Origin of the sequence: Vibrio sp. Vb1166 (genome assembly GCF_033338695.1) — a bacterium.
In the GTDB taxonomy this organism is placed as follows: domain Bacteria; phylum Pseudomonadota; class Gammaproteobacteria; order Enterobacterales; family Vibrionaceae; genus Vibrio; species Vibrio alginolyticus.
Window position 1 is genome coordinate 76,333 of record NZ_JAWOTE010000014.1, and the last position, 17,353, is coordinate 93,685.

A 17,353-nucleotide genomic window follows, 5' to 3' on the forward strand; every position below is an offset into this window, starting at 1 on the left:
AGATAACGTCATTCCAGCTAGTTTAAGTGAGACTAGGAATCGGGTTACTGCTCGCTAGGAAATGACGATAACTTTCGCACTTCAAAGCAGTCGGTGAGTAGATCCTGAACCACGCTCGTCCCTCGCTGTTCAGGATGACGGATGTTAAGAGATACGTTACTCACATACCCAACTATTTGGCTTGTATTCAAATTTTGGTCATTCCAGCGAGTCTAGACGAGACTAGGAATCTACTAACAACTCACTGGAAAATGGCGATAACCTTAGAACTTTACAGCACTCGGTGAGTAGATCCTGAACCACGCTCGTTCCTCAATGTTCAGGGTGACCGTTTTAAATAAAAATGCCGCTCACAGTAAAGTGAGCGACATACATTTCCCGTTTCCAGCCTCGGCCAGATTTAATTCAACTCCACGTTCTTCATCTCAGGATGCTTTAGCAATATCACACGAATCCAGTGATGCACCACCCACATCACCATCGCGGTGAGCAGAACAGCAACGAAAATCGAGCTGAAACGGTACAAGATCGAAAAGAACGCGTCTTTTTGTTCTGGCACCAATGAAGTCGTCAGCGGAACCGATAGGGCAGACATGGCAGAAAACGCGATAGCCGCTTTAATTTGCCCCTTTGTGAGCCACAAGCAGAATGGCCCCATTGCAATGGTAAAGGCGAGCCAAAAGAGTAGCGCATGCCCATACCAACTGCCCAATATCAGCTGAACAGCCATCCCTGCGATGCAGCCTAGTGCGGTGCCGATGATGCGAATTTTTGCCATGGCGAGCGAGCCTGCTAAAGTCATTGGGGTTAGGATGATCAAAATGGAAGCTTGTGCGGATAACGAGTCATATAAGTCCGCTACTTGGAATACGATAAACGCCGCCATCGCCACTACCCAACCCATGGCAACTTGGCTGATGTAGTCAATATCGCTTTTCACTGGGGTCGACATCTCAATGTGCTCGGTGGGGGACTTTGGCTCCGGGAACAACCAATACGCGAATGTGCAAACAAAAATATTGCTGAACGCCATCACCCACATGTTGACGTTGAACTCTTCAATATCCATGAAGTTATAGCTGGCAAAATTCAACACAATTGAACCCACCAACAGCCCCATGTAACCAAACAAATAGGTTTTCTGGTTCATCATTGCAATGCACTTGAACAGCATCATGATTCCGACGGCTACGGTCATTAATGTTGGATGAAACTGCAAGTATTCCAGCAAAAATGTGGCTTGTATGGTTGTCCACACCGCAGAGAAAAACACGATCAATAAAGCCGAAAGATTAAAGTTGTCCATTCTGCCCAATATAAACAGCGGCATCATGATGGCAAAAAATCCGTAAGACCAACCGAAGATCATGCTTAGCGCGAGCCCTAAAGAGCAGCCGAACCAAATTCGTAAGGTTTTCATTGTCGCCGCCTAGTAAATGAAGTGGAACCAGCTTGCGAGGTGAATCTGTGCTTGCGCCATCAACTGCCAGAAAATGCTGTTGTCTGGGTACAAAACAATGGTAGCGCGAGAGCCGACAAACAGTGCTGGTGGTAACTCTTCGCTGCTGGTTAGGTTCACTCGTGTACGCTGCGCATCACGTACCCAGCGGTTGTTCACTTCCACTTTGGTTAGTGCGCCATTAGGCGTTTGTTGTGCGGCTGCTACACCGTAATCGCGGCTAGCTAAATCAAAGTCGTACACCGAACCTGGGTTGGCATCAAATGTGACCAAGGCGTGGAAAGTCTTGTCTATGTTCGCGACGGATTTTTCACGAAAATCAGCGGCTACCCAGAGTGATCCTGTTGGTACAAATGTCAGCAATGGCATGTTGGTGTTTGCCATCGTGCCAACTTCTAGTTGCAGGTTGGTCACGACACCATCACTGGGAGCGAGTACCGCGGTATTTGCCAAATCAAGTTGCGCCTTTTCGATGCCATTTTTGGCAATTCGAACGGCGGTGCTTTGACCTTTTTGATCGCCTAATTGCGCCTCAATGACTTTTAAGTTTTGTCGTTCCGCTTTAAGCGCTGCACGTGATACCTGATTTTGGGCAAAGGCATTATCGAGTGTCGATTGAGAGATGACTTTCTGCTTCGATAGTGTCAGTAAGCGGTTGTACTCGCGGTGTGCATTATCAAATGTCGCTCGTGCGCGGGCAATATTGGCAAGAGCGGCTTCGCGTTGAGAATACAGTGTTGCTTCTTTTTCATAAGCGGATTGCAGAGACAGCTCCGCCTGTTCAAGTGCTATCTTGTATTTACGATCATCAATCGTAAACAACACATCGCCTTTTTGAACGGACTGGTTATTCTCGATGAGAACGTCGGTCACTTTACCAGATACCTCGGGTGCGACTTGGACAACGTATCCTTGCACTCGTCCTTCGGTCGTTAAGGGGGCGTGGCGGTCAGCAATGATAATGTACAAAAATAGTACGATGAACAGGACAATCAAAGTTCGCATCCAGTGTTTGAATTTTTGGTCAGCCGTCATTACAAGTTCCGTTAAACATATTGGATAGCGGATTATAGAGAAGTTACTCACAATTCAGTAGAATGATAATACGAACATAAATGACCTAAAAATAGGACAATGAACGTTAATTTTGATGATATTTACCTATTCACTCAGACGGTGGTTCACGGCGGTATAAGTGCAGCGGCAGAGGCGAATCAACTACAACGCTCAAAAGTGAGTCGTCGCCTGCAAGAATTAGAGAAATCGCTCGGGGTACAGCTTTTGATCCGCACAACACGCAGCATTGAGTTGACGGAGCACGGGAAACGCTTGTTTGAGTTGGTGGGGCAGCCTATTGACCATATTCAGCAAGGTTTAAATGCCATGCATGAATATCAACAAGAGCTGACGGGCAAGGTGCGTTTAGCCATTCCTTCCGCATTGATGAGCTCTGCCGCGTTTAACGCGATCATCACCGAGTACACAACGCGGTATCCGGAGATTTCGGTCGAGATTGAAAACCATCAAGAGAGTGTCGATCTCAAGCGTCAATCGTTTGATTTACAGCTTCTTCCGAGCGTGGTCAAAGTCACCGATGACAGCTATGTGCAGTTCAGTCTTTTGCCTTATCGTAGTCACTTTGTTGCGTCAAAAGCCTATCTAGAATCGCATCCGCCAGTAAAAACGGTGGAAGATCTTAAGCAGCATCGCCTTTTAACTAATCGTTACAATGCCGATTTGCTCGATTCAGATCTGCATGTGGCGTTGCGTTCGGATGACCTCAACTTGCTGCGCTCGATGGCGATAGCAGGAAACGGCATCGCGTTTATTCCTCAAATTCATTCCAAGCCTGCACTGAGAGACGGTTTGTTGGTCGAGGTGCTGCCTCAATTCGCGCATCCGAAGCAGCATCTTACTCTGATTTATCCCTCGGCCTTATTTCTGCCCAATAAAGTCAAAGCCTTGATTGAACTAATTCGAGAGAAATTTAAATAGTCAGTTCAAACCACTCTTACCTAAGGGCAAATGTGTGAGCGAAGGTCATCTTTCTAGGTTTTATTGCTCTAACATGAAAGGGTTCTGATACATTAACTTTTGCTCAACTTGTTGAGTATGGTTTGTGGTCGCACAAGATAGGAGATGGAAATGTTATCGAAAGGAAACACGGGCCTGATTGTGGTGGATGTTCAGGGCAAACTCGCTACATTAATGCATGAAAGCGACGCACTGATTGAAAATATCACGAAACTGGTAAAGGGCGCCAAAGCACTAGATTTGCCTATTCTGTGGCTAGAACAGAATCCAGAAAGGTTGGGCCCAACCGCGGAGCCGATTCGTGAAGTGCTTGAAAGCACGCATTTACCTATTACCAAGTACACGTTTGATGGTTGCAAAGAGGCGACGTTTAAGGTCGCGGTGGAGAACGCGAAAGTTGATACCTGGTTGGTTTGCGGTATTGAATCCCACATTTGCGTCTATCAAACCGCGGTTTCTCTGCGCCAGTCCGGTTATCGCGTTGAATTAGTCACGGATTGTGTCTCTTCCCGAACCGCTGCCAATAAAGCGCTCGCTCTTGCGAAGTTAACCGCTAACGGTGTGGTGCTCACTGGGTTAGAAATGTGTTTGTATGAAATGGTCGAAGATTGCCGAGCACCTGAATTCAAAGAAATTCTGGCGCTCATCAAATAGTGGAATCACTGTAATCAGCAACAACTTTATTTGAACACGCTATTCAAATTCTCGTTGATATCTTGGCAACATCGACTCGTTGCCAAGTAACCCGCCTTGGTGAATATAAATCACCGTTTTATCTGTGTTCTCTTCCAACCAAGGGGTGAGGCATTGCCACATATACGGGTCGTATAACAGGTCAAATTCGAGGTCGGTTTGCTCAAAGAGTGCTTTCCATGTGATGTAATCTTCTTCGTACAAGCGACCAAAATGGTGTTTGTTGCGCACGGTTAAAATGGTTGGGTGGCTGTTTTCACCGAGCTGGTTGAACTGCTCAGTTAAGTAATCTGCATCGCCTACGCAAGGGCAAGTTAGCACTTCTATGCCGTGTGGGCTTAAATGTTTATGAAGATATAAAGCCGTCGTGCCAGTACCTGATGGCAGGGCGACCGTAAACTGCTCTTTACCTCTCAATCGCGTCCAATCAAGAATTTCTCGTGCTAACTGTTTGATGCCAGCTTCAGCGAGGTGGGAACGTCCACCCTCTGGAATCAGCAATGTCGACTCATCTACTCTTCGTACCTGGTGGATGTATTCACTAGGGTGAAGTTCGCTACCGATGTCTTGCATGGCGGTGATTTTCATACCCAAATCGAGAGCGCCGCGATAGTTTCCGATGGGGGAGCTTTTTAGCCAAGATGGAATGTGATGAACATAAAACTCAAATGCCCAACCTTTAATCTGGGCGAGAGCCGCTAGCGAGTACATGGCATTAGATTGAGCGGAGCCAAAGCTTATTAACGTGGTGATGTCGGGATTTTGCTCTTCCATTAACGTCATAAACTTACGTGCTTTGTTCCCAGAAAAGTGGGAGTGGAGCATGTCGTCACGTTTAAGGAAAAATTTGCGCCCATTAAAGCTATGTTGGGTGATAGGACTTTCTGAGAGTTTCATGTCGATGCTGACGGAATAAACCGTGTCACCTTTGCCATTTATAAAGGGCGCGTAGTGTAACGCCATTAAACCCAGATAAAAAGTCTGGGTTTCAGGACTTCCATTTCGGTTATTCCTGATGTTCTGTTGCGAGGTTAATTACTGCTTCACAACCACCCTCTGGATGTGTACCAATCTTAAATTGCCAGCCATAGCGTTGGCACAAATCGTCCACAATCATCAAACCTAATCCGTGCCCATCAGAATGTGGAATGGTCGAAAAGCCTTCACCTTCATCGCGCACCGAGATGGTGTTTTCATCCATATTGATATGAATTGCTCCCGATGGTGTCGCGGCGATGCCGTTGCGAATCAGGTTGCCAAGAATAATGGTCAACACAGCATTAGTCGCGCGCGTTCTTGGGTTACCGTCGATCTGCACATCAAAGCTGAGTGCTTTCTCATCCGCCTGAGCTTGGCTTTGGAAGATTATTTGGTTGAGTTCTTCTTCGGTGATGCTGCGCACTGGTGAATCATCTGCATTACGCTCGTAACGTACTAAGCCGAGTAGGGCATCCACCATGGTCGACATCTGCTGCGTTGCATCTTGAATTCGGTTCACTTGGCGGGTCTGGAAATCCGTGTTCGCACTTCTCGCCAGTAAGCTGCTTGAGCCTTTCATTACGGTTAACGGTGTACGCAATTCATGGCTTGCGTATCGTGCAAAGGCTTGCTCACGCTTGATGACTTGGTTGATTTTGTGGCGATACTCATTCAACTCATCCGCGAGGGTTTGGAACTCTTTGGCTGATCCCTCTGGCACGCTAAAAGTTTGCGTAGCATCGCCTTGATGATGGTCGAGTTGAGTTTTAAGCGCATTGACGGGTTCAATCAAGCGTTGTGATAAGCGCAGTAGGAGGCTACCAAACAGGAACACCAGCACGGCGACAATGGACAATACCATCGCGACGACGAGAATGAATTCCTCTGAGGTGATCTCGATTTCATCAATCAAGGAAACCAGGATCACAGGATGTTCAACGCCTTTGTAGGTGTAAGTACTCATGTAAACCATGCGCGAGTATTCACCGTCTTCTACTTCATCAAGAAAGTGCTTTTGACCAATCAGGTATTTTTGGTAGCGCTCGGCAACCAGTGAGATGTCGTTGTAAGCGGTGGTGAGCAGATCAAGCTGAATACTGCCTTGCTCTGGATGAGACTGGAAATGTTCAATCGCTTCTTTTTTGTCGACCATAATACGACGCTCGCCCACGCGGTCTTCAGACCAAAGCAGGGAGCCGGTAATCAACAAAAAGCAGAAGATGCCAATCACGACCGACACAAAAGAGAAAAACAGAGCGAGTCGCCCTGTCATACTTTGTGTGCTTTGCGTGCTAGCAAGTAAGCGATTGATCATGCACCAGTCTCCAAGCGGAAGCCAACTTTCGGCACGGTGATAAGCACATGTTGTTCAAATGGCTTATCAAGTTGGTTGCGAAGTTGGTAAATGTGGCTGCGCAGAACGTCGTTGTTCGGCTCGTTCTCTTGCCAAAGTTGGAAGGCGATTTCTTCGCGTGTCACCACATCTGGTGCGCTTTTCACAAGCATTTCCAGAATGGTGTATGTGGTTGGGTTTAGCGCTAGCAGTTTATCTTGGCGGTAAGCTTTACGCGTTTTTTGGTCGATAGAGACTTCGCCGTATTCCAACTTGCTCGACGCGACAGTGCCACGGTAACGACGGATCAGTGCCATCATGCGCGCTTCAAGAATATCCAGATCGAAGGGTTTGGTCAGATAGTCATCCGCACCGTGTTGGAAGCCTTTGAGCATATCGTCACGGCTATCGAGTGCAGTCAGCATAAGCACTGGTGTGTTGTTGCCCGCATCGCGAAGTTTATTACACATGGTCAGGCCATCCATGCGTGGCAGCATGAGGTCGAGCAAGATGATGTCGAAGGTGTTTTCCATCGCCAGTTTCAGGCCGAGCTCGCCGTTGTCTGCATAATCGAGTTCCATACCTGCACACTCAAAATAATCGAACAGCATGCCTGCGATTTCTCGATTATCTTCGACTAAAAGTACGCGTTTCATGTATTTCTCTCCAAGTGGGCAGGTGTTCGAAAATAAGACTTCTTTTTAACCGAACATTATTCACTAAGGACGTGAAAAAGATGTCAATAACATCTCTTTCACGTTGATGTTTGTAGACTGGATTCATTCATCGGATTTAGTGGAAGAGTAGCATGTCAACCTTCAACATTCACGCTGCAACCTTTTCAAAGGTGAGCCAACACACTGAGCCTAAAACAGTTTTGTCTGTTGTGGTGCCATTCTTTAACGAGCAAGAAGTCTTACCTGAATTTCATCGTCGTTTAGCCGCCGTTTTGGATGAAATGCCAGAACGCTGTGAAATCGTTTATGTGGACGACGGCAGCAAAGACGAGAGCCTAATGATCGCGCAAAACTTTTCTCAATCTTCTAGCGACGTTCGTTGTATTGCACTAAGCCGTAACTTCGGCAAAGAGTCCGCCATGAGTGCGGGTCTGGAACACTGTCAAGGTGAAGCGGTGATCGTGATTGATGCCGACTTGCAAGACCCGCCTGAGTTGATCCCGCAAATGGTATCAAAATGGCGTGAAGGGTATGACGTGGTGAACATGCAGCGCAGCGAGCGCCACGGTGAAACTTGGTTCAAACGCTTCTCGGCCGCTTGCTTTTACAAAGTGCTTAACAGCATGGCGAAATTGGATGTGCCTGAGAACGTGGGCGATTTCCGTCTACTGAGCGCAAAAGTGGTTAAGCACATCAATGCGCTGCCAGAACGTAACCGATACATGAAGGGCATTTTTTCTTGGCCGGGTTTCAAGCAAGTGACGGTTCAGTTTGAGCGTGACGCTCGTTTCTGTGGTGAGACCAAATGGAACTATCTCAAGCTGATTGGCCTTGCAATGGACGGCATTACCTCGTTTTCCATTCGCCCTTTGCGCTTAGCGACACTTGCTGGTGCGTTAGTGGCGTTCAGTGCCTTTATCTATGGCGCATTCATAGTGATGAAAACCGTTGTGTTTGGTGAACCCGTCACTGGTTACCCATCCATGATGGTCGTCCAACTTGCCTTGGGCGGTGTGCAACTGCTGTCGATTGGCCTTTTGGGCGAGTACATTGGCCGCATTTTTGTCGAGACCAAGCAACGTCCTCTTTATCTTGTTCAGTCCGTTTACGAGCAGCCTGCAAAACATCAATCCATCCAAACCATGAAGTTTAAACTTGGAGAAACCGCGTAATCATGAGTATTAATAAAACCCATTTGTGGTTGTTGTTGGCGTTTGCTCTTTTACTCCGTCTTATTTCACTTGCTGCTTACCCTTTGATGGACACCACAGAAGCCCGCTACGGCGAAATGGCGCGCTTAATGGTGGAAACCGGCAATTGGCTTACCCCACAGTTTGATTACGGCGTGCCTTTTTGGGGGAAGCCCCCCCTGTTCACGTGGATGAGTGCTTACGGCATTGAGCTGTTTGGATTGAATGAATTTGCAGTGCGCGCGCCTCATTGGTTAGCGGGTGTTGCGACGATTGTTTTTGTTGCTTTCATGGCGCATCGTGCAGGCTTTAATGCTGTCATCGCAGCGTTGGTACTGGCGACGTGTGGCATCTTTTCAATTGCGGCGGGTGCGGTGATGACAGACATGGCACTGACGTTGGCAATGACGATGGCGATGGTTGGTTTTTACTATTGCTGGCTTGGCAAAGACAAACACAGCCGATTGTGGGGTTACCTCGGTTTCTTTGGCTTGGCTTGCGGGCTGTTAGCGAAAGGTCCAGTGGCGATCGTGATCATGGGCATCGCAGTATTTCCTTGGCTCGTGATTCAGCATGGTTTCTTTGGTGCCTTAAAAGCCTTGTGGCAGCGTTTTCCAATTGTGTCGGGGTTGGCGCTCATGCTGGCGATTGCTCTACCTTGGTACATCATGGCTGAAGTGGCGACGCCTGGATTTATTGATTACTTCATTGTTGGCGAGCACTTTAAGCGTTTTGTTGTCAGCGGTTGGGAAGGGGATCTGTATGGTTCTGCTCATGATCAACCACGTGGGATGATCTGGGTATTCTGGCTACAGTCGGCTGCGCCTTGGTCAATTGTATTGCCTATCTTGGCGTGGAAACGTCGTAAGGTACTCAAAGCCATTGAAACCGATCATCAAGGTTTGTTTAGCTTCCTGATGTGTTGGTTGATTTCTCCAATGATCTTGTTCACCATGGCTGGGAATATTTTGCCTGCTTACGTGCTACCGGGTGTGCCTGCGTTGGGTATCTTGATTGCAATGCTGGTGGATAAACACGATTTCAAATGGTTGACCGGAACGGCAGCGGTGTTGCCAGCCCTGCTTATGATTGCGATGTTGGTTTTGAATATGGGCAAAGCAGATAGCCGCAGCGACCGCATAATCTTCGCGCAAATTAATGACAACGCTCCGGTCTTTTATATTGGTAAGCGCCCGTTCTCAGGCCAGTTCTATAGTCATGGTCAGGCGAAAAAGCTTGAAGATAAGAATGACTTAAACAATCTGAAGAAATTCCACCTGATTGGTAAATCGCAGCAAGTGGATAGCATGATTCATGAAAATGCGTTGAGTTGTACCAACGAGTTCACAGTAAAATCGAAACGCTCACTCTACACCTGTGTGGTTGGATAACGGAATGCGCAAATTACCAAAATTTGCTTCGCTGGAAAGGTTTGCTTCGTTAACAAGGTTTGCTCTGGTAGGTGGTGTCGGCTTTATGGTCGACACCCTTATCTTTTCTGTGTTGTTCCATTGGTTTGGTCTGGAGTTGATGCTGGCTCGTGGGATAGCATTTTTGTTTGCAGCAACCACGACTTGGCTTGGCAATCGCTGGCTGACTTTCTCTCAAGCAGAAAAAACCAACCCTTTCGCTCAATGGCAAAAATTTATGGCGAGTGCCTGTATCAGTGCTTTGCCGAACTTTATTGTGTTCAAAGGCGTAACGCTCGCGCTAGGAACGCAAGGGGTGATGGTCTATTTGGCTTTGATCTTAGGCATATTGGCAGGCATGGTGAGTAACTATTTACTCAGTGCAAAATGGGTGTTTAGTTGAGGATAGAAAGGTTCGGGCTTACTATCCTATCCTCGAGTTAAAAATTCGTTATTTGAACCAATTTTTCTTTTTGTACATCAGAGTAAACCTAAAGCTTTTCATGGGGGATGTAAAAAGGTAAATAAGCCAAGGTTTATACCTTGGCTGCCGTTAGTTCAGATTTTGATTGTTCGATTTCAGACTCGGTTTGCCACTTACCGTTGTAAAGGTATTCACGCTCAGGAAGCGGGGCATTTGATGCTCTTAAATCAAATACCTCATCGGCTTTATATTCTCTATTACAAACAGGAATGTTAAACAGTCTAGCTTCTGGCTTCGATTCAAACAGCTTTTTGTGGTCATCTACCTCTGTACAATCCAGCTTATATTCCGTAGCTAACTGATTTACCATCGATTCTAAGTCCGTTTCAGTTTTGAAAAATACGTAGCAATCAGATCTACTATGTGAACGGACAATAGTGTTGTGTTCCATATCGATATATTCACACTTATCCTGCTTAAAGTAGAACTGGATCACTTTGCGCTTTTTGTTGTAGTCGGCAAACAACCAATCTTCACGCTCTCCAATTCTCACTTCTGTTGGTTCATCGGGCTTGCGTTTTAACATACCAAATGAGAATAAAATAAGAGCGCCCGCTCCAGCTAACGCCATCGGGCCAACTACCGCTACCATCAAAACGCAAACTACCGCACCGATCCAGCCAACGGCTTGTGTGGCGGTATTCGCCCACTTAGGCATGTTGCGACGCTTCTTCATCACAAAGCCTTTGTCAGAAAAGATATAGTCATAGCGATAGTCGAGGCCAATCGTAAGATAAAAGATCCCGGCCATCATTACTGACAAGATAAGGCCAAAAAAGGTCACGACAAGCGTATCACTTGAGTGTGTCAAAAATACAATTCCAAATAAGAAGCTCATAAATGGCAAAGCCGTTAACTTGTAATGGTAGCGAAATGGCTCTTCTACATCATACTTATGCCATGTTGTTAAATTGTCCCCTTTGAGAATCTCTTGCTCTTGTGCTTCTTGATAAACCGCCAATTCTTCTGGGGTGATATAAAACGGTGAATATGCCAAGGGTTACTCCTGAAAACCTAGTGTGCCAACAGCGGGGGTGAGTGTTTTTTTAATTATGTCTTGTTTGATATTGTCTGAAATAATGCCATAAGTTGCACTCTGTTTTATGCCGTTTTGGAACCAATACTCACGCTTAGCAGGGGCATCATCTTCCACATCGTAAGCTACTTGCATTGCAAGGTAATGATCTGCTTCTTCAATTGGCAAGGTTACTTTGTACACCAGTGATTCTTTGCTCGCTTGATCTTGAGTTTGTAGCGTGACTAAATCTGCGTTTTGATGCCACGAGCCTGACATCAAATCATCTTCTGTTGCCTTGCTGTTAGTTCTCAACGTAATACCATTCGTTGCAGCACGCCTTGGCAGTTGAATATGCACTTCCAAACCGATTAACTCACGATGTGTGTAACCTGGGTAAGCTTGTACTTTTTCAATAGGTTGATGGTATACCGTAGGCTGTTGAATAATAGATTGTAAGTCAAACAGCGCTTGCTGAACCAATGCTGAATTATGCTTCTCTCGTTCGGGTAAGCTCGAAGATTGGCTCCACTGAGTGCGAGTCGGGTGATAACCCCAAGGCAGTTTATCTAACCATTTTTGGAAATCATCTTGTTTCAGTTTATTCAACTTATAATTGATGGCTAGGTATGCAATCGTGAGAATAACCAGGCCGGCCGTTATAGGCCCGCCAAAGGATAAGTTTAATGCAAATTGTCCAGTTAACCCTCCGTATACTTGGAATATACCGACAGCTGACATTGCTGTTAATACTAGGGAATTTGCTACATGCAGATATTTTTCTTGACCATAAACTTTGTCAGCACTCTGCCAAGAACGGTAAGCCTCAATACCCGAAGCTAACGCACCTAAAGCCCCTGTGATTGCTAGCCATTTATTGAATACCTTTAGGTCATCAAGGTTTAAGTTTTTAAAGGTATCTTCGTTTCTATTCACTAACTTTTTTAAGACATTATATGAATGTGACCTTAACCTAGGTTCACCCTTCACTTTCTCCCATAACTTACCTGTACGAACACCTGTCCAAGCGTTGACTGTGTAAAATAACTTTTGCTGGATATCCAAAAATTCATCTGAGGACATTAACCCCGTGTCTTGAATACTGCTCATGGCATCACCAAGCGCGATGCAGTTAAATATTAATGCCAGAAAGCCTAGACCACCGGCATTCTCGAACAGTTTATTCAAATCATTGAGCTTATTCATCACGATCCGCGTTCTAAGCTCGATGGTTCTTTGAGGTAGATCATCAGGTAACTCAATGTACTGCGGGTACTCCAATGTAGCTACAGCGAGAGCCTTCTTAATAGTCTTTCTATTTTCTAAAGCTGTTGTGTATTTAGAGTCAGCTTTGCGGTTATTTTTCTGGAAGTCAGCAATGATTGCATCGTTTTTTTCGAGCTTAATCAGATAATCATTTACGCGTGTTTTCCATTTTTTAAAATCGTGAGCGTAACCTTCTTTTATTGTTACGGGCATATTGTGTGCCATATGTTCTGCAATAACGGCAAATAAATAATAGCTATGACGGTTCAGAGGTTTAGCGAAAACAGGCATCAGCGAAATTGATACTTGTGAGGTCATGCTAACACCAAACTCTACAACGCCTTTTGCAAGCGCACCTATTGCAGATTTAAAAATAATATCCAGCTCTTGGAAACCTTTGGCGATATCTTTGAGAAAGGCTGTTTCCGCAGTGTTTGGGTTGGAAACAAAGTCCATGATCTTAGAGTACATATTCACGCGGTTGCTGGTATCAGATATCTGGTCCATCAACTGATTATCAGGATCAGGATTTTCTGAGACGATCGACTGTTCATCAAGTGCCTCTGTAATATTCTTCTCCATCACTTTAAATAAACTACGACTAAACCCAGAGGCATAGAGAGCAAGTAAACTGGTTGGTCTTTCCCATTGGCTTTCAGCCCATTGGCGGTCTTCTTCTTGCATCACCAGAGTAAATGACTCAACGGCTTGCTTGTGCAGTTGATACAAGCTGTACTGCGTGTCTTCGCTGTATAGGTCGAAGGTTCTCTCAAGATGATGAGGTGTCAAAGATTCCATTACAGCAATAAAGTCGCGTTTGACCGAAACCACTTGGGCTAGCATGGTTTCTTTTTGTTCTGACAGCTCTTGCATCTCGCTCAGCATTTGCTTCCAGTTGAGCTGCTGACGCCAGCGTTCAGTCGCTATCCATTGTTCGTATTTACCAAAACGGCTCGCAGAAATTCGATATTTGTCCTGTATCGCTTTAGCAATGTCACTTTGGGTATGTTGGTGTGATTCAATCGCTCCAGCGGAAAATTTAGCAGGATAGCCGGACTGAACTGAGCTTTTGTTCTGCTCTGCCAAATCAAGTTGGTGAGAGGAGTCATAATAGTCAGCCATGTCGGTATAAAACGACAGCTCTTCGCCGTTACGCTTAACGCTAGCTGGCATGTCTATCTCGTCACTTGCACCAAACATACACAGTTGCATGGCGGTCTGCATCAAGTTCCACTGGTTTGAAAACTGGTCAGTGAAAAGGCGGTAAGGGCTTGCGGCACCAACAAAATGCAGTGACATATCTTGAATGTCTGCGGCGTAATCTTTTATCGCGACGAAGTAGCCTGATTCTTCTTCTGGAATCGCAGAGGTTAAATCGCTTTCGACTGCGACAGGTTTAAAGACAGAACCATCTTCATCTGCTTTGGTGGCGATGCCAGAATCCGCAAAGCGACCATCATCGACGGCAGAAGATTCAATATCAGCGACTTGGGTTAACTTATCTATTGGTGCAATGTTGTGCTGATTCTCGTTTGAGGACAGAACAATGGTTTGCATGCGATCGATATGATTACTCGGATTGTTAAGTACGCGCATGAACGTGTGCCATGTCCACCGGTGCTCAGAGAAGCAAATCGATAGTACGCTTCCGTTGACGTAAGTAAGGAAGGGCTTTGCATCTTGTGGTGTCCCACGCTGCTCTGATTTTGGGCTTTCTGATTCTCCCAACTTATAGAGCGTGAATTGCGTTCCTTTGATTTCGTATTCGTCTAAGCTTTTGTTGATTGCATCATAGACATACAGCCAACCGTCGCGCAGTTGACGCAGGGTGTAACCAACGGTATTGAGTTTGGCTGGGCCTTGCCCTTTCCATTCTTCAGGCAAACCAAAAGGTTGTGTCTCTTCTGTTTCTAGCTGATCGATGGCATAGCGGACTGGGATAAAGTGCGCAGGTGATGCTTCCGTTGCTTCTTTCTCAGTTTTTAAATTGAGAGGCTCTGGTTCAGACGGCGGTGGCGGATCGATTTTTTTTGTTTCTCCCTCCCAAAACATACTGCGCTCTGGGGGTGAGCCAGCAAGATCATCGGATTCCGTGGTTGGAACGATATTCAGCGATTTCAGTGTACCATCGCTTTCAAATGCCTGAACGGCCTCCTCATAGGTATAGCTGTTGTCATACCAGAACATAGAAGTTTTTGGGGGAAGTGGATTATTCATCGTTAGCCCATGTTTAAGAGTTTTATTCTATTACGCAAATATCGCACCAAAATAAAGCAATTAAAAATCAATGAGTTAGATTTTTATGGTTTTGCGTCAATCAAATAATTGTTTGTTTTTCCAATAAGTTGGTTGGTGTTTACCATTTTTTGTATTGATTGAATCAAAGTTTTAGTTGTGAGTGATGCCTCAATGAGCCGACAAAACAAAAGGGCTCCAGAGTTACCTCTGGAGCCCTTTCTAGTATTTAAGTGCTAAAGAGTTAGCGACGCTTTGGTTTACGTTGACCAGCTGGTTTGCTTTGTCCTTGTGGGCGACCTTGGCCTTGCGGCTTGCTACCTGCCGGGCGGTTTGCACCGTTGCCGCTAGGACGTTGGCCGTTGCTTGCAGGGCGTTGACCACCTGTAGCTTTACCCGAACCGTTACGGTTGCCAGATGGTTTACCATCTTTTGAACCGCCTTCAGAACGTTTGTTCAAATGACCACCGAAGCCTGGTTGGTTTTTGGTATGTTTGGTTGCAAAGCGGTTTGCCCCGTGACGACCAGATTTACGACGTTGCGCAGGTGTTTGTGCTTCAATGTCTTCCGCAGGAACGAGACAGCCTTGTTTGTCACCGATCAAATGTTTTTTACCCATACTGACTAGGGCTTCACGGATCATTGGCCAGTTTGCTGGATCGTGATAACGCAACAGCGCTTTATGCAGGCGACGTTGACGTTCACCTTTTGCTACAGGTACATCTTCACGTTTTTTGTACTTCACGCGTTTCAGAGGGTTTGTCTCTGAGTAGTACATCGACGTTGCGTTACACATTGGCGAAGGGTAGAAGTTTTGTACTTGGTCACATTCGAAGTTGTTCTTTTTCAGCCACAGAGCAAGGTTCAGCATGTCTTCGTCTTCTGTGCCTGGGTGCGCAGAGATAAAATAAGGGATTAAGTACTGCTTCTTGCCTGCTTCTGCACTGTATTTCTCGAACATCTCTTTAAAGCGATCGTACGTACCCATGCCTGGCTTCATCATCAGATCAAGAGGACCTTTCTCTGTATGTTCCGGTGCAATCTTCAAGTAACCGCCCACGTGGTGAGTCACGAGCTCTTTCACGTATTCTGGTGATTCAATCGCAAGGTCGTAACGTACGCCAGATGCAACCATCACTTTCTTCACGCCTTCAACTTTACGCGCTTCGCGGTATAAATCGATCGTGTGTTTGTGGTCTGTGTTTAGCTTGTTACAGATGCCCGGGAATACACAAGAAGGACGACGACAGTTCGCTTCCGCTTTTGGATCTTTACAGCCCAGGCGGTACATGTTTGCAGTCGGGCCACCAAGATCGGAAATTGTGCCGGTAAAGCCTGGAACTTTGTCGCGAATTTCTTCAATCTCGTTGATGATAGACTCTTTCGAACGGTTTTGAATGATTCGACCTTCATGCTCGGTAATCGAACAGAAAGAACAGCCACCAAAGCAACCACGCATGATGTTTACAGACGTCTTGATCATGTCGTACGCAGGAATTTTTGCTTTCCCGTACATAGGGTGAGGGACACGCGCGTAAGGCAGGCCAAACACAAAGTCCATCTCTTCGGTCGTCAATGGAATTGGAGCTTGGTTTACCCAAAGTTCACGATCACCATGGCTTTGAAGTAACGCTCGACCAGAGTACGGGTTCGTTTCTAAATGCAGTACACGGCTTGCATGCGCATAAAGAATGCGATCGTTTCTTAGCTTTTCAAACGAAGGTAAACGGACCGCAGTCGTCGCAGCATCGTGGCGTGATGGGCGAATCGTGATTGGTTGTGCAACTGGCTCGTCTTTTTTAGTTTCACACTGAGTTTCTACTTCGTATGGGTTCTTTGGTACGAACGCTTCTTTACGAGGTTTTTCAATGCGAGAAGAATCAATAACCGTGTAGCCTTCTGGCGCCGCTGGCAAGTTCACAGCAGTACCACGAATATTGGTCATGGTGCTGATGTCTTCGCCGTTTGCGATGCGATGTGCTACTTCGACAAGTGCGCGTTCTGCGTTACCAAAAAGTAGGATGTCTGCTTTTGCATCAAACAGTACTGAACGACGAACTTTATCTGACCAGTAATCGTAGTGTGCCACACGGCGTAGGCTGGCTTCGATACCACCTAAAACAATAGGTACTTCTTTGTAAGCCTCACGACAACGCTGAGAGTAAACCAAAGTCGCGCGGTCTGGGCGTTTACCACCTTCGTTATTCGGTGTGTACGCGTCATCGTGACGAAGTTTTTTATCCGCGGTGTAACGGTTGATCATGGAGTCCATGTTACCCGCAGTGATCCCGAAGAACAGATTTGGCTTACCAAGTTGCATGAACGCATCTTTATTTTGCCATTCTGGTTGAGCAATGATACCGACACGGAAACCTTGTGCTTCTAGCAGGCGGCCAATGATAGCCATACCAAAGCTTGGGTGATCCACATAAGCGTCACCGGTTACAATGATAATGTCACAGCTATCCCATCCTAGGGCATCCATTTCTTTGCGACTGGTCGGCAAGAAAGGTGCCGTACCAAAACACTCTGCCCAGTATTTTTTGTACTCATGAATAGGAGTGATGTTATTGGTCATAT

At 46.1% G+C, this 17,353-nt stretch carries 13 protein-coding genes; 5 read left to right on the forward strand and 8 right to left on the reverse strand.

Annotated features, from left to right (window positions below; genetic code table 11):
- Positions 1-400: 400 nt before the first annotated feature.
- On the reverse strand, positions 401-1,420 hold the full coding sequence (locus R7E51_RS15175; protein ID WP_017820499.1) for a DUF2955 domain-containing protein: 1,020 nt from the start codon (positions 1,418-1,420) through the stop codon (positions 401-403).
- A gap of 9 nt (positions 1,421-1,429) precedes the next feature.
- Positions 1,430-2,494 carry an HlyD family secretion protein gene (locus tag R7E51_RS15180; protein ID WP_017820498.1) on the reverse strand — a complete coding sequence of 355 codons (1,065 nt, stop codon included), beginning with the start codon at positions 2,492-2,494 and terminating at the stop codon, positions 1,430-1,432.
- A 99-nt stretch (positions 2,495-2,593) separates the two neighbouring features.
- On the opposite strand from R7E51_RS15180, the gene R7E51_RS15185 reads away from it, so the two are divergent.
- Together R7E51_RS15185 and R7E51_RS15190 are read left to right on the forward strand one after the other, a co-directional pair.
- Positions 2,594-3,454 (forward strand): LysR family transcriptional regulator, encoded by an 861-nt coding sequence (locus tag R7E51_RS15185; RefSeq protein WP_017634710.1) that lies wholly within the window; start codon positions 2,594-2,596, stop codon positions 3,452-3,454.
- 150 nt (positions 3,455-3,604) lie between these two features.
- Positions 3,605-4,147 carry a hydrolase gene (locus R7E51_RS15190; RefSeq protein ID WP_005457944.1) on the forward strand — a complete coding sequence of 181 codons (543 nt, stop codon included), beginning with the start codon at positions 3,605-3,607 and terminating at the stop codon, positions 4,145-4,147.
- Positions 4,148-4,186: 39 nt separating this feature from the next.
- Here the strand turns inward: R7E51_RS15190 and R7E51_RS15195 are convergent, their stop codons facing one another.
- The 3 genes from R7E51_RS15195 to R7E51_RS15205 form a co-directional block, all read right to left on the reverse strand.
- Positions 4,187-5,083, reverse strand: a complete 897-nt coding sequence (locus R7E51_RS15195; RefSeq protein ID WP_031810409.1) for a 1-aminocyclopropane-1-carboxylate deaminase/D-cysteine desulfhydrase — start codon at positions 5,081-5,083, stop codon at positions 4,187-4,189.
- Between the two features lie 109 nt (positions 5,084-5,192).
- The gene (locus R7E51_RS15200; RefSeq protein ID WP_053304264.1) at positions 5,193-6,479 is read right to left on the reverse strand and encodes a sensor histidine kinase; all 1,287 of its coding nucleotides are present in this window, start codon (positions 6,477-6,479) and stop codon (positions 5,193-5,195) included.
- The gene (locus tag R7E51_RS15205; RefSeq protein WP_005389368.1) at positions 6,476-7,153 is read right to left on the reverse strand and encodes a response regulator transcription factor; all 678 of its coding nucleotides are present in this window, start codon (positions 7,151-7,153) and stop codon (positions 6,476-6,478) included. Before R7E51_RS15205 ends, R7E51_RS15200 begins: the two co-directional genes overlap by 4 nt.
- Positions 7,154-7,305: 152 nt before the next feature.
- Between R7E51_RS15205 and R7E51_RS15210 the strand changes: the two genes are divergently transcribed.
- From R7E51_RS15210 to R7E51_RS15220, 3 genes are read left to right on the forward strand one after another with little or no spacing between them, the layout of a single operon-like run.
- Positions 7,306-8,346: a glycosyltransferase family 2 protein gene (locus R7E51_RS15210; RefSeq protein WP_017634706.1), complete on the forward strand. Its 1,041-nt coding sequence runs from the start codon at positions 7,306-7,308 to the stop codon at positions 8,344-8,346.
- Positions 8,347-8,348: 2 nt separating this feature from the next.
- On the forward strand, positions 8,349-9,755 hold the full coding sequence (locus R7E51_RS15215; protein WP_206957913.1) for an ArnT family glycosyltransferase: 1,407 nt from the start codon (positions 8,349-8,351) through the stop codon (positions 9,753-9,755).
- 4 nt (positions 9,756-9,759) lie between these two features.
- Positions 9,760-10,176, forward strand: a complete 417-nt coding sequence (locus tag R7E51_RS15220) for a GtrA family protein (RefSeq protein WP_017820493.1) — start codon at positions 9,760-9,762, stop codon at positions 10,174-10,176.
- 133 nt (positions 10,177-10,309) lie between these two features.
- Here R7E51_RS15220 and R7E51_RS15225 read toward each other — a convergent pair whose 3' ends face one another.
- From R7E51_RS15225 to R7E51_RS15235, 3 genes are all read right to left on the reverse strand, one after another.
- A complete protein-coding gene (locus R7E51_RS15225) occupies positions 10,310-11,254 on the reverse strand; it encodes a hypothetical protein (protein WP_167415325.1) in 945 nt (314 codons plus the stop codon).
- A 3-nt stretch (positions 11,255-11,257) separates the two neighbouring features.
- Positions 11,258-14,755: a T6SS effector BTH_I2691 family protein gene (locus R7E51_RS15230; protein ID WP_206957912.1), complete on the reverse strand. Its 3,498-nt coding sequence runs from the start codon at positions 14,753-14,755 to the stop codon at positions 11,258-11,260.
- Positions 14,756-15,017: 262 nt separating this feature from the next.
- On the reverse strand, positions 15,018-17,351 hold the full coding sequence (locus tag R7E51_RS15235) for a YgiQ family radical SAM protein (protein ID WP_064354146.1): 2,334 nt from the start codon (positions 17,349-17,351) through the stop codon (positions 15,018-15,020).
- Positions 17,352-17,353: the final 2 nt, after the last annotated feature.

What these genes read in the sequence shown, in the direction of transcription:
- R7E51_RS15175 (WP_017820499.1), bottom strand. Translation starts at nt 1,420, where the DNA reads ATGAAAACCTTACGAATTTGGTTCGGCTGCTCTTTAGGGCTCGCGCTA.
- R7E51_RS15180 (WP_017820498.1), bottom strand. Translation starts at nt 2,494, where the DNA reads ATGACGGCTGACCAAAAATTCAAACACTGGATGCGAACTTTGATTGTC.
- R7E51_RS15185 (WP_017634710.1), top strand. Translation starts at nt 2,594, where the DNA reads ATGAACGTTAATTTTGATGATATTTACCTATTCACTCAGACGGTGGTT.
- R7E51_RS15190 (WP_005457944.1), top strand. Translation starts at nt 3,605, where the DNA reads ATGTTATCGAAAGGAAACACGGGCCTGATTGTGGTGGATGTTCAGGGC.
- R7E51_RS15195 (WP_031810409.1), bottom strand. Translation starts at nt 5,083, where the DNA reads ATGAAACTCTCAGAAAGTCCTATCACCCAACATAGCTTTAATGGGCGC.
- R7E51_RS15200 (WP_053304264.1), bottom strand. Translation starts at nt 6,479, where the DNA reads ATGATCAATCGCTTACTTGCTAGCACGCAAAGCACACAAAGTATGACA.
- R7E51_RS15205 (WP_005389368.1), bottom strand. Translation starts at nt 7,153, where the DNA reads ATGAAACGCGTACTTTTAGTCGAAGATAATCGAGAAATCGCAGGCATG.
- R7E51_RS15210 (WP_017634706.1), top strand. Translation starts at nt 7,306, where the DNA reads ATGTCAACCTTCAACATTCACGCTGCAACCTTTTCAAAGGTGAGCCAA.
- R7E51_RS15215 (WP_206957913.1), top strand. Translation starts at nt 8,349, where the DNA reads ATGAGTATTAATAAAACCCATTTGTGGTTGTTGTTGGCGTTTGCTCTT.
- R7E51_RS15220 (WP_017820493.1), top strand. Translation starts at nt 9,760, where the DNA reads ATGCGCAAATTACCAAAATTTGCTTCGCTGGAAAGGTTTGCTTCGTTA.
- R7E51_RS15230 (WP_206957912.1), bottom strand. Translation starts at nt 14,755, where the DNA reads ATGAATAATCCACTTCCCCCAAAAACTTCTATGTTCTGGTATGACAAC.
- R7E51_RS15235 (WP_064354146.1), bottom strand. Translation starts at nt 17,351, where the DNA reads ATGACCAATAACATCACTCCTATTCATGAGTACAAAAAATACTGGGCA.